12 protein-coding genes are annotated in these 14,996 nt (G+C 36.0%); 6 read left to right on the plus strand and 6 right to left on the minus strand.

The features are described 5' to 3' along the window. Nucleotides 1–184 precede the first annotated feature (184 nt). The 4 genes from B9Y84_RS18340 to B9Y84_RS18355 all read right to left on the minus strand — a co-directional run bounded on the left by B9Y84_RS18340 (nt 185) and on the right by B9Y84_RS18355 (nt 5,589). Entirely contained in the window at nt 185–760 is a 576-nt protein-coding gene (locus B9Y84_RS18340; protein WP_085518858.1) for a hypothetical protein, read from the minus strand. A 62-nt stretch (nt 761–822) separates the two neighbouring features. Next, on the minus strand, nt 823–3,168 hold the full coding sequence (locus tag B9Y84_RS18345) for a right-handed parallel beta-helix repeat-containing protein (RefSeq protein WP_085518859.1): 2,346 nt from the start codon (nt 3,166–3,168) through the stop codon (nt 823–825). 227 nt (nt 3,169–3,395) lie between these two features. Then, the gene (locus tag B9Y84_RS18350; RefSeq protein ID WP_085518860.1) at nt 3,396–4,112 is read right to left on the minus strand and encodes a LytR/AlgR family response regulator transcription factor; all 717 of its coding nucleotides are present in this window, start codon (nt 4,110–4,112) and stop codon (nt 3,396–3,398) included. Next, the gene (locus B9Y84_RS18355; protein WP_085518861.1) at nt 4,081–5,589 is read right to left on the minus strand and encodes a histidine kinase; all 1,509 of its coding nucleotides are present in this window, start codon (nt 5,587–5,589) and stop codon (nt 4,081–4,083) included. The genes B9Y84_RS18350 and B9Y84_RS18355 overlap by 32 nt, the downstream gene beginning before the upstream one ends. A 220-nt stretch (nt 5,590–5,809) precedes the next feature. On the opposite strand from B9Y84_RS18355, the gene uvrA reads away from it, so the two are divergent. The 3 genes from uvrA (at nt 5,810) to B9Y84_RS18370 (ending at nt 10,209) form a co-directional block, all read left to right on the plus strand. Beyond that, on the plus strand, nt 5,810–8,635 hold the full coding sequence (gene uvrA, locus B9Y84_RS18360; RefSeq protein ID WP_085518862.1) for an excinuclease ABC subunit UvrA: 2,826 nt from the start codon (nt 5,810–5,812) through the stop codon (nt 8,633–8,635). Nucleotides 8,636–8,827: 192 nt separating this feature from the next. After that, entirely contained in the window at nt 8,828–9,382 is a 555-nt protein-coding gene (locus B9Y84_RS18365; protein ID WP_085518863.1) for a TetR/AcrR family transcriptional regulator, read from the plus strand. Between the two features lie 50 nt (nt 9,383–9,432). Then, nucleotides 9,433–10,209, plus strand: a complete 777-nt coding sequence (locus B9Y84_RS18370; protein WP_085518901.1) for an SDR family NAD(P)-dependent oxidoreductase — start codon at nt 9,433–9,435, stop codon at nt 10,207–10,209. A 101-nt stretch (nt 10,210–10,310) separates the two neighbouring features. Here B9Y84_RS18370 and B9Y84_RS18375 read toward each other — a convergent pair whose 3' ends face one another. Beyond that, nucleotides 10,311–10,760, minus strand: coding sequence for a hypothetical protein (locus B9Y84_RS18375; RefSeq protein WP_085518864.1), 450 nt, complete (start codon nt 10,758–10,760; stop codon nt 10,311–10,313). A 194-nt stretch (nt 10,761–10,954) separates the two neighbouring features. Here B9Y84_RS18375 and gdhA point away from each other — a divergent pair, with 194 nt between their 5' ends. Next, nucleotides 10,955–12,313: an NADP-specific glutamate dehydrogenase gene (gene gdhA, locus B9Y84_RS18380; protein WP_085518865.1), complete on the plus strand. Its 1,359-nt coding sequence runs from the start codon at nt 10,955–10,957 to the stop codon at nt 12,311–12,313. 60 nt (nt 12,314–12,373) lie between these two features. On the opposite strand, the gene B9Y84_RS20450 is transcribed toward gdhA, so the two are convergent. Next, nucleotides 12,374–12,607, minus strand: coding sequence for a hypothetical protein (locus B9Y84_RS20450; protein WP_139828095.1), 234 nt, complete (start codon nt 12,605–12,607; stop codon nt 12,374–12,376). 150 nt (nt 12,608–12,757) lie between these two features. On the opposite strand from B9Y84_RS20450, the gene B9Y84_RS18385 reads away from it, so the two are divergent. Both B9Y84_RS18385 and B9Y84_RS18390 read left to right on the plus strand, forming a co-directional pair. Continuing rightward, nucleotides 12,758–14,230, plus strand: coding sequence for a DUF5687 family protein (locus B9Y84_RS18385; RefSeq protein WP_085518866.1), 1,473 nt, complete (start codon nt 12,758–12,760; stop codon nt 14,228–14,230). 4 nt (nt 14,231–14,234) lie between these two features. Beyond that, entirely contained in the window at nt 14,235–14,942 is a 708-nt protein-coding gene (locus tag B9Y84_RS18390) for an ABC transporter ATP-binding protein (RefSeq protein WP_085518867.1), read from the plus strand. The last annotated feature ends 54 nt before the right edge of the window (nt 14,943–14,996 follow it).

Consider the following 14,996-nt stretch of genomic DNA (forward strand, 5'->3'; position numbering starts at 1 on the left):
AGAAACTGAAGTTTTAAACTACAGTTTTATGAGAAGAGGTAAAAACAAATTTTGATGAAAGGAAGAATTCTATTTACAACAAAAACAAAAAACCGCCTCCAAAGGAGACGGCTTTCCGGCTTAAAATGAAAAAACAACACCTAAACAAACACCTGTTTTGTCTAGGTCTCGTTTTCATGTTCAATTACATTTTTAGGGTAATACCCAAAGTCAAATAACTTAAAGCTCCTCTTCCTCCTTCCCCAAACATTGCGAAATTTTTGTTGAAGTAGTACCTTACACCAAGTGCTGGTCTAAGAAATATAAAATCTACATCTCCTTCAAAATTAGTATCGCCTGAGAAAGTTGTAATCTCAAACCCAAAATTTGCTAAAATATATAAATCCCACTTGGAGTCATCAATATCAATATCTAATTCTTCTCTGAGTAAAGTACTATAGTGAAAAGAGCCTCGTGCTCCAAAAGCGATTAGATTGAAACCGTAATCATCATTCAAATAGGAGTACCTATAACTCTTATAACCTACGTAGGGTCCTACTCCAAAATAGTCATGAACCCCTATTTCATAATTGGCAGTAAGAGCAGGTAAACTATAAGTTTGATTACCCAGTAATCCGTATCCATAATAACCTAATCCAATTCCTGCATTGAATAAATTATTTCCTTTTTGGTGGACAACTCCATCGCTATCGTCATCTTGTGCCTTTGCAACAATTGAAACGATACTAATGAACGCTAATAGTAATGTTAGTTTTTTCATAGCTATATTTTATGAGAGGAGAAAAGCAGAGTATATCTACTATCTCCTCTTCTTTTTTTAAATTAATTTATTTCAATATCAGTTACATTATTGCTAAAAGTATTATCAGATTGAGTCACAGTTGATCCTGCCTCTCCAAATAATCCAATACCATCACAATCTGTAATTGTACAGTTTGTAACCGTTAATCGATCTCCGTTTTCAACTCCAATGTTGACTTTTGGAATACCAAAACCCTGTTCTGTGCTGCCTCCATGCGAAACAGTTACATAATTCAAAAGATTTCGAACATCATTGGTGTAAATTGCTATACCCTTCCATGCACCTGGGCTTTTTGTTTTTCCAGTAATTGAGATTCCTTTACTTGCTGTACCATCAGCTATTAGGTATCCATCATTTGAAACTTCAATCAGTTTATCAATTGCAACCTCAATTTTAACACCATCTTGCAACACTAGTCCTGAATTAATGTCTAAATTATCAGTAAGGTAATAGCTTGTCCCGTTTGACAATTCAACCAAGCTCAGTTCAGTTGCACCCTCATTTAATGTGTTTCCTAAGATATTGACAACATTATCTCCATTACCAACATTAAAAACAGATGCAGCGTCAATTTTCGCAGCATTAAAAGTTGATAAAGCTATAGGATATGAACCATTATCGTGCAGGTCATTATTTGCAAAGTCTAACAATTCACCACCCAATTCCACATATACACCATATTCCGCTGAGCCGAAAATCTCTGAATTAGTAATAGCTAACCTATCCCCATTTTCGATACCAACATTTACTTTTGGAATACCAAAGCCAAAGGCTGTGCTACCTCCATAAGATACAATGGTGTGATCAAGTTCATTATTAATGTTATTGTTATAAATTACAATTCCTTTCCAAAAGCCGGCCTCTTCTATGACTCCCGTGAATGTAATCTTTTCAGTTTCTGTTCCTTTTGCAATTAAATAACCATCACCACTCACTTCGAGACCAACATCTGAAGCGAAACTGATAGTAGTCCCTTCGGAAATCAATAAACCTGAATTAACAGTTAAGTTTCCAAGGGCCCGGAAGGACGTATTATCTTCGAAGTTTTTCCACTCAATTTCATTCGTTTGGTTTAAAGTAGAACCGAATACAGCTACTTCGTTATCACCATTATCGCTAAATGTGGAAGCTATGTCAAGTTCACCTACGTTGTTGATAGGAAGTCCAAGAGGAAAGCCATCATTATCAGAAAAAGTATTTCCTGAAAAATCCTCTATATCCGAACCGTTCTCAAAGAACAATCCGTATCCTGCACCATTGCTGAATGTGGAATTGGTCACTTTAAGTTTATCACCATTTTCTACTCCTACATTTACTTTAGGGACTCCAAAACCGAATTCGGAACTACCGGCATACTCTACTATAGTATGGTTCAGTAGATTGTTTATGTTAGGCGAATAAATGGCTATACCCTTCCAAAATCCTTTTTCTTTTGTTGTACCTGTAAAAACTATTTTACTAGACTCTGAACCATCTGAAATCAGGGCTCCATTAACCTGCAAACCTCTATCACTTTCAAACTCTATTACTACGCCAGGCTCAATAGTTAGTGTAACTTCTGAATTAACTGAAATGGCATTTGTAACACGATAATCTGGTAAACTAGGATCTTCATAAATGTCTTCCCAGGTTGTATCTTCCGTAATATTCGAATTAATAATAACAGGTGAAACCTCAGCTTCAATTGTTACATCTGTTGTATTTTGATTGCCATTTCCATCATCTACAGTTAGCGCAATCGTAAATTCGCCCGGAACATCAGCAGTAAAATCTAAAGTAGAAGTCTCTGCATTCTCTAAAATAGGTGCACTACCGCTTGGAGCTGCTGTCACTTCCCATAAGTAGCTTAATGCATCGTTCTCCGGATCAGTTGAATTAGCGCCAGATAACTGGAATACATTTCCAACATTCACTACATTGTTATTATTATCTGGAGATATTGCATCATTTTCAGCATCCCTTATGATAGCTTCAGGAGCCTCATTCTGATTTTCAGTTACACTTATTATTACATCATCTGTATCTGTATTCTCATCAGGGTCTTCTACCGTTAATGTCGCGGTATAATCACCTGCTACATCTGGAATGAATGTCGCTCTTTCACTTGAAGCACTATTTATACTCGCGTCACTTCCAGTTGGAGCGGAAGTCAATTCCCAGCTAAAAGTTAATGTTCCGCCTTCAGGATCTGAAGAATTGCTACCATTTAATGAAACGGTGCTTCCCACAAAAGCATCAGCGTCTGTCCCCGCATCTGCACTTGGTGGTTCACCAACACTAGGTTCATCATCCTTTTTACACGCAAGCGTGAATACTAGTGCTAATAAAAGCACTGTCCATTTGTTGAATAATTTTAAATTTTTCATAATTGTTTAGATATAGTTTTTCCTTTCATTTAGCTACACACCAATAATTCTTTAATCGGGTCAAGGATAATCAAAAATTATCTAATTGAGTCCTCATAAAATATATTATTAATGCAAATTAATCTAAATATATAACAATTATAGAGGTTAAAAATGTATCTTACAACTTATAAATAGTGCATGATTGGTCTCACTGAGTCAGCGGTGCACTTGAGTGAGTATGCTGTTTAAAGCTCCAAAAATTTATGAACTCTTTCCTTATAGCTTTTTGAAATAGGATAAATTTCTTTATTTATCATTTCTATTGAACCACCATCACTTTTGAGGTATCTATTAATATATTCTGTATTAATAAGATAGGATTGGTGGATTCTTAAAAAAGTAGTGGAGTTTATCGTCTGTTCTATGTGTTTCAACGTTTTACTTACTGTTTGACTTGCTCCACCTTTCAGGTGAATGATGCAATAATTATTATTCGACTCGCAGGCCATTATCTGCTGGTAGGGAATATAGGTAGTGCCATGCATATCATTTATAGCCAATCTGTCATGAATAAAATGCTTTTCTTCATTACTAGTTTCATGAAAAAGTTTTGACACTACTTCTTTCAATTCTGATGCTTCAATGGGTTTTAATAAGAAAGCTTCTGCCTTAAATTTATAAGCTGGAATCGCATATTTACTATGTGCAGTTGTAAAAATAACACGCACCTTAATATCTCCGATAGTTTCTAAAAATTCCAAGCCATTCATTCCGGGAAAATCAATATCCAAAAAGAGAACATCTGGCTTTTCAGCAATCAACATCGCTGTAGCTTTTACTAAATTTTGCGCTTCTCCAACAATACTAACTTGATCACTGCAAAATCTTTCGAGATCAAATCTTAAGGTCTCCAGACAATGAAGTTCATCATCAACTAATATTGCTTTCAATTTTCTTTCCATATTTAATTAATGGTAAATATAAAACTACTTTTGTTCCTCCGGCTGATCCATCTTCTAAATAAATATCTTCTATTTCTAATTTTGCCTGATCACTATCGAGCAAATCTAAACGCTTTTTTGTGAGCTCCACGGCCATCGATTTTTTCTTCCCTAGTTCAGTAAATTTATTTTCATTACTCTCTTTTTCCCGTCCCCTACCATTGTCTTGAACCTCGAACTTAATAATAGAACTAGATAATAAGCTTATTTTTAGGCTAATTATTTGATTTTCTTTTGCAGTATCTACCCCATGTACTATAGCATTCTCCAAAAAAGGTTGCAGAATAAGGGGTGGAATGCTAATCGCTCGCTTATCAATGGAACTATCTACATTAACAGAATACTCAAAACCATTATCAGCGCGCATTCGCTCGATTCTAACATATATTTTAAGCATTTTCAATTCCTCTTCTAGACTTACATAATCATTTTCACTACTTTCTAGAATATACCTCACAAGTCTAGAAAAATCCGTCAAGTAATCATAAGCCTGATGTGCATCATTTTTAATTATTAAAGCTCTGATGGCATTTAGAGCATTAAATAGAAAATGGGGCTTCATTTGACTTCTTAGAGCAGTCATTTTCACCCTATCGATTTCCTTTTCAAGCGAAAGTTTCAAAACCTTTTGCTTTTCCCTTTCAAAAAGCTGCTGCTCATTAATGAGAGCTTCACTTCTTTCTAGCACCTGTCTTTTCAAATCCTCATTATATCTATTCAACAATTCCTCTTTTTCCTGGGTTTCAGAAATCATCCGCTCCTTAAATATATTTCGCTCTTTTTGAATCAAATTAGATCTATAAGCTAAACCTAGTGAAAACAACAGTATTTCTAACAGTGTACCGATTCGCATGAAAATTACATCCAAAGCAAAAACAGATACAACAGCTCCAACTAAAAATAAAATGGACCCAACCATATAAAAAATAACAAGTCTATTCTTGCGCTGCGCCAAAATTACTATTTGCATATATATGGTTGCAATAGTAGCGATGGTCCGCTCTATATTTGATAGCCAATCATTAAATACCAAATTATTGGAAGTTCCTATATTAAGAATAGATAATACTATGGCGGTAAAAAAGAAAATTCTGACGTAGTAAGCAGCTCTGTAGAAAATAGGATAATCCTTTTTTGCATGCAAAAACAATATTCCAAATTGAAGTGCTGCAAAATGAGCTATATATTGAAAAGTATCCGTTATTAAAAAATTTACTCTAGGCAAATAAGCTTCTATTCCACTGATTATATTGTTGTACACAAATTCAGATCTTGAAAACAGATAAATACCAAGCACAAAAATATAGAGAGAATAATAGAAATAAATTACCTTTTTCTCGTATGCATATACGCCTAGCGCATACAAGAGGACAAAAAACATAATGCCTACAAAACCAATGTTGATAAGGTCATCCCAATTAAGTTGATTATAATCCATTCCTATCTTTGAAAATATGGGGTGTTGTCAAGTGCTATATTAACGAAAAAATGATAAATCTTCATTATAAAATTGGCAAGCTGCTAGTCCAAGATATGTAACACGAAAACACCAGACTTATATTTGAATTTAAATCTTACTTCTCATAGTTTGGAGTCCTTTAACTAATCCTCCCAACAAATTCACTTTTCTCGGGTTAGCTTTTTATCTTTGTAAACTTATGGAAGTAGTCGAAAAAATTAATGGTCAAGTTGATTTCGAAAATCTTGACCCTAAAAAATATATTATCATTAAAGGCGCTAGAGTTAATAATCTAAAAAACTTGAGCGTTGCCATTCCTAGAAATAAATTAGTAGTCGTTACTGGACTTTCGGGCTCCGGAAAGTCTTCTTTAGCTTTTGATACTTTATTTGCTGAAGGCCAAAGAATGTATGTGGAAAGTTTAAGTTCTTATGCTCGCCAGTTTTTAGGAAGAATGGAGAAACCTGAAGTAGATTTTATCCGAGGTGTTTCTCCGGCCATTGCCATCGAACAGAAGGTAAATACCCGAAACCCTCGATCTACGGTAGGAACAACTACTGAGATTTACGACTACATGAAACTTCTGTTCGCTAGAATAGGGACTACATATTCTCCTAAAAGCGGAAAAAAAGTAACGAGAGATACGGTTTCAAGTATCTCAGATGAAATCCATCATCATCAAGAAGGAGAAAAATTCATGATATTGGCTCCTTTGATTGTTCCCAAAGGCAGAACCTTGCAGCAAGAATTGGAATTGCTATTGAGCAAGGGATATACCAGAGTTGTTCATAAAGAAGAGGTTTTACAGATAGAAGATATTTTAGAGGAAAACCAATCTCTGAAAAGAAAAGACTTATATATTCTGATTGACCGAACTTCCGTGCAAAAAGAAGATGAAGATAATCAATTCAGAATATCAGATTCGATCCAAACAGCATTTTTCGAAGGGCATGGCGAGTGTATTATTGATTATGTAGCATCAGACGGGAAAAAGGAATTTAACGATCGCTTTGAATTAGACGGAATTCAATTTGAAGAGCCGACCATAAATTTATTCAGTTTCAACAACCCTTACGGAGCCTGCAGAACTTGCGAAGGCTTTGGGAAAATATTGGGAATTGATGAAGATTTAGTAATTCCAGACAAAACACTTTCGGTTTATGAAGGAGCTGTAGCTCCCTGGAAGGGCGAAACCATGAAAAAATGGGCAGAACCACTATTAAAACACGGAATTGAATTCGATTTTCCTATCCACAGACCTATTGAAGAATTAACGAAAGCTGAATACGACCTACTTTGGGAAGGCAATAAATACTTCAAAGGACTTAATGCTTTTTTCGAGCATTTGCAGTCCAAAATGCATAAAATTCAGTACAGGGTTATGCTTTCCCGCTACAGAGGAAGAACTACTTGTCCGGATTGCAAAGGAACACGATTAAGGAAAGATGCAGGCTATGTAAAAATTAATGATGCTTCCATTATTGAATTGGTATTGAAACCTATTGACCAATTGCTGGAATTTTTCGAGAAAATCAAATTATCTGAAAATGAACAGAAAATAGCAGGTAGAATTCTAAAAGAGATTAACAGCCGATTAGAATATTTGCTAGAAGTGGGGCTAGGTTATCTCACCTTAAACCGCTTGACTTCCACTTTGTCAGGAGGCGAATTTCAGCGCATTAAATTAGCCACTTCTTTAGGAAGTGCTTTGGTAGGCTCTATGTATATTTTAGATGAACCTTCCATTGGTTTGCACCCGAGGGATACTGCTCGATTGGTGAAAGTGCTCAAGACTTTACGGGATTTGGGCAATACCGTTATCGTGGTAGAACATGAGGAAGAAGTGATGATTGAAGCGGATGAAATCATTGATATTGGTCCGGATGCCGGTGCTCATGGTGGAGAGTTGGTGTTTCAAGGCAATCTGGAAGAATTAAAGAAAGCCGATAATACACACACTGCCCGATTCTTAAATGGCAGTAATGAAGTAGCCGTTCCCAAAAGTAGAAGAAAATGGAAAAACAGCATTTCCATTAAAGGAGCAAAGGAAAATAATTTGAATATCAAGGAAGTCAAAATTCCATTGGAAGTTTTGACTGTAGTAACAGGAGTTAGTGGCTCTGGTAAATCTACTTTAATTAAAAAGATTTTAAATCCGGCATTGGCCAAAATGATTGGGCAAGGAAGCAGTGAAGCCACAGGAAAATTTGAAAAGCTTGATGGAGATTACAAAAAGGTAAAATCCATAGAATTCGTTGACCAAAATCCGATCGGAAAATCTTCTCGATCTAATCCAGTGACTTATGTGAAAGCCTATGATGCTATCCGGCAGTTGTTTTCTGATCAGACATTAGCGAAGCAGAGAGGCTACAAACCTGCCTTTTTCAGTTTCAATGTGGATGGCGGTAGATGCGAAATGTGTCAAGGAGAGGGTATCCAAAAAATTGAGATGCAATTTATGGCCGATATAGAGCTCACCTGCGAAAGTTGTAAAGGCCAGCGATTCAAAAACGAAATCCTGGAGATAAAATATCAGGATAAGAATATAGCGGATGTTTTAGATATGACCGTAGAGGAAAGTTTAGAATTCTTCGCAGGAAATAATCCCGTTATCAATAAATTACAACCATTATTTGATGTTGGCTTGGGCTATATTCGTTTGGGTCAATCTTCTAATTCATTGAGTGGTGGAGAAGCACAGCGAGTGAAATTAGCCTCGTATTTGGGTAAAGGTGGAAGTACAAAAAATGATCACAATCTCTTTATTTTTGATGAGCCAACCACAGGTTTACATTTCCACGACATAAAAAAACTGCTGGAATCCATAAACGCATTGATAGAACAAGGCAATTCAGTCATCATCATCGAGCACAATATGGAAGTGATAAAAACAGCCGATTGGATCATCGACTTAGGGCCAGAAGGTGGTCAAAAAGGTGGCGAAGTGGTTTTTGAAGGACTTCCGGAGGATATGGCTAAGCTAAAGGATAATCATACCGCCAAATTCTTGAAAGAGAAATTATAAATTACAAAGTAGCAATCAGCATAGCTCTTCCAGAAATTCAAGCATGAACACTTATTTTTTGTACCTGCTATTTGGTCATTTCATGATCTTTTATAAAGCCTTGATCGAAAACTAAGTGAATTAAAGCATTTTCTAATCAAAAAATTAGCAATTAACAAAACCGAATGAACATTCATTCGTATATTTGCATCAATGAATAAAAGAGAACTCATATTAGAAGCTACACTAGATTTAATAACTGAACATGGTTTTCATGCCACTCCTATGTCAATGATTAGCAAAAAAGCTAAAGTAGCGGCTGGTACAATCTATCATCACTTTGAAAACAAAGAAATTCTGTTAGAAGCATTGTATACAGAATCGAAGGGAAAAATGGGAAGAGCCATGCAATTGGCTACAGTTAATGGAGAGAATTATGAAGCTGATTATAAATCCATATGGATTTCACTATTTATCTTCTATGCGGACAATAGCAAAACATTTCAGTTTTTGGAGCAATATGCTCAATCTCCTTTTATCAGAAAAGAAACTAAAGAAGAGCAACGAAAGCACTATCAGCCGATCATTGATTTTCTTGGACAAGGAATAAGAAAAGGATATTTAAAATCAATAGATGTAGAAATCTTAACTGAAATGGTGCATGGAACAGTAGTTTCGGCCGCAAAAATATTTCATCAACAAAAAGAGCTCTCCAAAATCGCTATTAACGAATTAGCACAATTTGCCTGGCAAGCAGCCAAAGCATAAAAATTTTGTCTTTAAACCGAATGAACATTCAATCACAAAATAATAATATCATGAAAACTGCATTAATTACAGGAGCTTCCTCTGGCATAGGCTTGGAGCTAGCAAAAATTCACGCACAAAAAGGGCACAATCTGGTTTTAGTCGCTAGGTCAGAACAAAAGCTAAATGACCTCAAAAAGGAATTAGAAAGTCAGTACAAAATCACAGCAACTGTTATATCATCGGATCTTTCTAATCCTGAAGCTGCCCACCAACTTTTTGAATTAACTGAAAAGGACAATATTCAAGTTGACTACTTGATCAATAATGCTGGTTTTGGTGATTTTGAGGAATTCCATAAATCAGACTTAAACAAAGCTTTAGAAATGATAGGTCTCAATATTAAAAGCTTAACTATTTTGACTAGGCTCTATTTAGATGGTATGGTTAAAAGAAAATCAGGAAAAATTATGCAACTAGCCTCCACAGCTTCTTTTCAGCCTGGTCCACTTATGGCTGTTTATTACGCTACGAAGCATTATGTTTTAGCTTTTTCGGAAGCGATAGCGGAGGAGTTGAATGGAAAAGGTGTCACGGTTACAGCACTTTGCCCTGGTCCAACCGCTTCGGGTTTTCAGAATGCCGCAGATTTAGGAGACTCTAAATTAGTTAAGGGTAAGAAATTACCAACCTCAGCCCAAGTAGCAAAGTACGGTTTTGAATCCATGATGAAAGGAAAAAGAGTTGCCATCCATGGATTTCAAAATAAATTGATGGCCTTTAGTGTGCGTTTTACTCCTAGGAGTTGGGTGACGGCATTAGTCAAAAAATTATCAGAGAAAGAGTGATTATTTCACTTACTTATTTTTCCTTACAACTGCATTCACCTAACCTTGACAAAGTGGGTACTGATACTTGATGGGCTTGGCTGATAATACAACAAGGTTTATTAGTCTAATTTATTGAGCCTAAATGTATAAAAGCCAAAATCATCATAAACTTCTAGATTAAGGTTATTAAAACCAATTCTAGTGGCATTGCTATAAAAACTAAACCTTTCACGATGGATATGATCTAAGAACTCCATATCAAGAGTATAAAGTCTTTCATTTCCATCGTGATATTGGGTTTTATGTAGTGTTAAAAACCAATCTCCACTAAAATAGGCATCTAGTGAGGCATCATAATATTCGGCATAACCCTCCTCATAGAAAGTAATTTGGTCTCCCCTGAAATCTCTAATAATATTATCCCTGAACAAGGCCAAATCTTCTTTGTAAAAAGCTCGATCGAAGTACCAGCTGCCTTCAATCCTGTCTTCTCTTCTTTCTAGTCTCCCGCGATCGGTACAAGAGGTGATCACTATAACAATCAGTAGTAAAAATGATAGCTTTTTCATAGGGCTGATTTTTGATTACTTATTTGACAAAATCAAAAATCGGACCAAAGTGGAACAATAATGTGTTCAGAGAGTACTTAGATGTGATTGTGTTTTAGCAAATAGATACATTTAAATACTAATTCAAGAACAAGATTAATAGATTTAATAATTTTTCTCATCTTTAAATATTAATTGATATTCAATCACATATTATGTCGGAAAACGAACTACTCGAAACAATCAAGCAAAGAAACCCGAATGAACCCGAATTCATTCAAGCAGTGGAAGAAGTGATTTCCTCTATAGGAACTGTTTTAAAAAAAAATCCTGAATATCACCGCTTGAAATTGCTAGAACGGATGGCGGAACCTGAAAGACTGATTTCCTTCAGAGTGAACTGGTTGGATGATAATGGTGAAGTGCAAGTCAACAGAGGCTTCCGGGTGCAAATGAACAGTGCATTAGGCCCTTACAAAGGTGGCTTACGATTCCATCCTTCCGTAAATCAATCCATCTTAAAGTTTTTGGCCTTTGAACAGATTTTTAAAAATGCACTGACCGGCTTGCCACTAGGGGGTGGAAAAGGAGGAGCTGATTTCAATCCAAAGGGAAAATCAGATGCTGAAATCATGAGATTCTGTCAAGCCTTTATGGGAGAATTATCACGCCATATTGGGCATTTCACAGATGTACCGGCAGGTGATATTGGCGTTGGTGGACGAGAAATAGGCTATCTTTTCGGTGCTTATAAAAAAATAAAAAATGAGTTCACGGGGGTGCTTACAGGAAAAGGAAGAGAATGGGGCGGTAGTTTGATTCGGCCTGAAGCAACTGGCTATGGCTTGGTATATTTTTCTCAATATATGCTAGAGAAAGCTGAGGACACACTAAAGGATAAAAAATGCCTGGTTTCTGGCTCAGGAAATGTGGCACAATATACATTGGAAAAATTAATTGAGCTAGGTGCCAAACCCATCACCGCATCAGATTCTTCTGGCTACATACTTGATGAGGATGGAATTGACAACGAAAAATTGGAATTCATCAAAGAGATAAAAAATATCAATAGAGGCAGGATTTCAGAATACCTAGAAAAATATCCTGATGCTAAATATGAAGAGGTGGATTCAGAGAAAGATCATAATCCACTTTGGAAGGTCAAGGCAGATTGTGTTTTCCCTTGTGCCACTCAAAATGAAATCAACAAAAAGGATGCTGAAAATTTAAAAAAGTCCGGTATTAAACTGCTGACTGAAGGTGCAAACATGCCTTTAACCACTGAAGCTATTGATATTATTTGTGAATCAGGAATATTATATGCTCCTGGCAAGGCTACTAATGCTGGAGGTGTGGCAGTTTCCGGCTTGGAAATGAGTCAAAACCGAATTGGCGTATACTGGTCAAGAGAGGAAGTGGACGAAAAATTAAAGAGTATCATGAAAGGTATTCACGATAACTGTGTCAAAACTGCTGAAGAATATGATTTGAATGATCACGACTATTTAGCTTCAGCTAATATCTTTGGCTTTTTGAAAGTAGCTGAGGCCATGAAGGCGCAGGGCGTGATTTAATTTAACCAAAAGCTGTCATTGTAGATTCATTAAGAAGCTACAATGACAGTATCTACTTACTCAGTCGGCATCTCCGCTACATTTACATTTCCTTGTGGTAGTGGTCCCTGCAGAACTACTTGTGGTGATGACTCCCCTTTTATATCCATTATCTCTGCAGCAGTCGTCACAATCAATGTCATAAGTCACAGGATCACTAGCAGCACCTACACATGCATCAATTTCATCCCCACCACATGAGCTAAAGGCGAACCCTAAGATTAGAAATAATATTATTCGAGCTAATTGTTTCATGGCTTTTGTATTTATTGGTTCTGATTACTAAACACATTTCTGAATTAAAATGGGTCATATTTCAAATCCGTAGCTTTCGATTATCAAAAAAATTCTTTGATCATAAGGCTGTTTCAATTAATTTTCACATTGCTATCAACCCCTATTAACATGAAATGGATTTTAAGACACCAATGGCTCAGTTTCAGAAGATCTCCTTCCTTTGAAAAGGATCTAGGGATTAAGATTTTCCTTGCGTTGCTTGGCTTTCTTGTGATAATGAACTTGATAGTAGTAAGTGCTAATCTAAATGAAATGATAGCGGCATTAGGTATTGAAACGGAACCCACTCAATTGGTGAATCAATTCTTACTTTATTATTTCGTAAGTGAATTAGCGATAAGGTATATCATGCAAACTGTACCCGTTTTGGATATAGAGCCTTATTTGCATTTGCCTGTAAGAAGGAAGTTAATTACCCGATTTTTAGTTTTCAAATCAATTATCAACCCGTACAACCTCATTGCCCCTGCAATTTTCATCCCGCTCAGCATCAGCACTTTCATTCCTGCTGTCGGGATACAAAAAGGCTTAATATGGTTAACTTTTACACTTTTAATTTCTCTTTGTCTTCATTTTTTCAATATCCTTTTAAAGAAAAAGTTGGAGAGCAAGAATATAGTTTGGGTTATTTTTATCTCATTAATCATTGCTAATTACGCTGGAAACCAGTATTTCAACTTCACATTAATCCCTTTAGGAGATTGGGCAATAGCTATTTATCAAGCTCCCTGGCTTTTAGTAATACCTTTAGCTTTATTGGGGTATTTAATATATACCAGCTTCCAGTTTTTCATCCAAAACTTATATGTAGAAGATTTATTTGATGCAAAAATGATGTCAGGTGAGCAATTTACTAGCAGATTAAGTGGCTGGGAAAATAAAGGATTAATGAATACGCTTATTGTTCAAGAATTAAAATTGATTCTAAGACACAAAAGGAGTAAGCAGAGTATTATTTTTGCGGGTATATTTCTGTTTTATCCTTTACTGATACTCAGCATGGGAGAGGAAACTCAATCCAACGTGATGCCTATTTTTGTCAGCATTTTCTTTACAGGGATTTTCATTATCCAATACGGACAATTTCTTTGGAGCTGGAATACCAACCAAATGGATTTCTTTCTGACCAAAATAAATCCGTATACCCAATGGGTAGAATCAAGATACCGCTTGTTAGTGTATTCCGTTTTGATTACATCAGTTCTTTCTCTTCCTTATTTTTATTTCGGTTATGAATTAATGATGATTATGGGTGCCACGGCAATTTATAATGTAGGAATAAACAGTATGTTGATCATGCGCATGAGTTTGTGGGGACCAAAACCAATTGAATTAGATAAAAGCTCTATGATGAATTACCAGGGAGTAGGAGCTGCTCAATTTGTAGTCGGTATCCCTTTGATTTTAGGACCAATAGCCGTTTATTCCTTATTTGCAAACATCTGGTATCCACAGATTGGCGTTTTGGCAATAGCTGTGACAGGATTGATTGGCATAATTTTCAGAAAAACATTTTTCAACGCTATCGCCAAAAAGCTCAAAAAAGATAAATACAAACTCATTCACGATTTAACCATTTAGCACTGTGATTAAACTAAACAACCTTCAAAAAAGCTATAAAAAACTAAGCGTTTTAAATATATCTGAACTAACTATACCTGCCGGACAATCATTCGGCCTGGTAGGAAACAATGGAGCAGGTAAAACTACTCTTTTACGACTTCTATTGGATTTAATCCGAGCAAGCGAGGGATATGTGGAAATAGATGGACAGGCCGTTACTGACAGCGAAGAATGGAAGAATTTTACCGGTTCTTTTATAGATGAAAAGTTCTTGATCAGCTATTTAACTCCGGAGGAGTACTTTCAGTTTATAGGGAGAATCAGAGGCGTAAGTGATGGAGATGTTGAATCGCATCTAAAATTATTTGAACCGCTATTCAATGACGAGATTTTTGGAAAGAAAAAATACATCCGAGATCTTTCGAAAGGAAACAAGAAAAAGCTGGGAGTTGCTGCTGCACTTTTAGGTGACCCAAAGCTAGTGATATTAGACGAACCTTTTGAAAACTTGGATCCTACTAGCCAAATACGCTTAAAAAAAATAATCCAACAATTTCAAGCTGAGAAATCAGTAACCTTTCTGATTTCCAGCCATGATCTTAACCATGTTACCGAAATTTGCGAACGAATCGTGATTTTGGATCAAGGCGAGATTGTAAAGGATATTCCTGTGACAAACCAAACATTGCAAGAATTGACAGATTACTTTGGGGAGAATGCTGAAGTTTGATCTTAACAACAAAAAAAGGATGGGGTTGCTCCCATCCTTTTAAAATTTCCTCTA

Source organism: Marivirga sericea, assembly GCF_900177665.1.
Taxonomy (GTDB): Bacteria; Bacteroidota; Bacteroidia; order Cytophagales; family Cyclobacteriaceae; genus Marivirga; species Marivirga sericea.

Coding starts and splice junctions, on each gene's coding strand:
- uvrA (WP_085518862.1), top strand. CDS start 5,810: ATGGAAGTAGTCGAAAAAATTAATGGTCAAGTTGATTTCGAAAATCTT.
- B9Y84_RS18370 (WP_085518901.1), top strand. CDS start 9,433: ATGAAAACTGCATTAATTACAGGAGCTTCCTCTGGCATAGGCTTGGAG.
- gdhA (WP_085518865.1), top strand. CDS start 10,955: ATGTCGGAAAACGAACTACTCGAAACAATCAAGCAAAGAAACCCGAAT.
- B9Y84_RS18345 (WP_085518859.1), bottom strand. CDS start 3,168: ATGAAAAATTTAAAATTATTCAACAAATGGACAGTGCTTTTATTAGCA.
- B9Y84_RS18355 (WP_085518861.1), bottom strand. CDS start 5,589: ATGGATTATAATCAACTTAATTGGGATGACCTTATCAACATTGGTTTT.
- B9Y84_RS18350 (WP_085518860.1), bottom strand. CDS start 4,112: ATGGAAAGAAAATTGAAAGCAATATTAGTTGATGATGAACTTCATTGT.
- B9Y84_RS18375 (WP_085518864.1), bottom strand. CDS start 10,760: ATGAAAAAGCTATCATTTTTACTACTGATTGTTATAGTGATCACCTCT.
- B9Y84_RS18385 (WP_085518866.1), top strand. CDS start 12,758: ATGAAATGGATTTTAAGACACCAATGGCTCAGTTTCAGAAGATCTCCT.
- B9Y84_RS18365 (WP_085518863.1), top strand. CDS start 8,828: ATGAATAAAAGAGAACTCATATTAGAAGCTACACTAGATTTAATAACT.
- B9Y84_RS20450 (WP_139828095.1), bottom strand. CDS start 12,607: ATGAAACAATTAGCTCGAATAATATTATTTCTAATCTTAGGGTTCGCC.
- B9Y84_RS18340 (WP_085518858.1), bottom strand. CDS start 760: ATGAAAAAACTAACATTACTATTAGCGTTCATTAGTATCGTTTCAATT.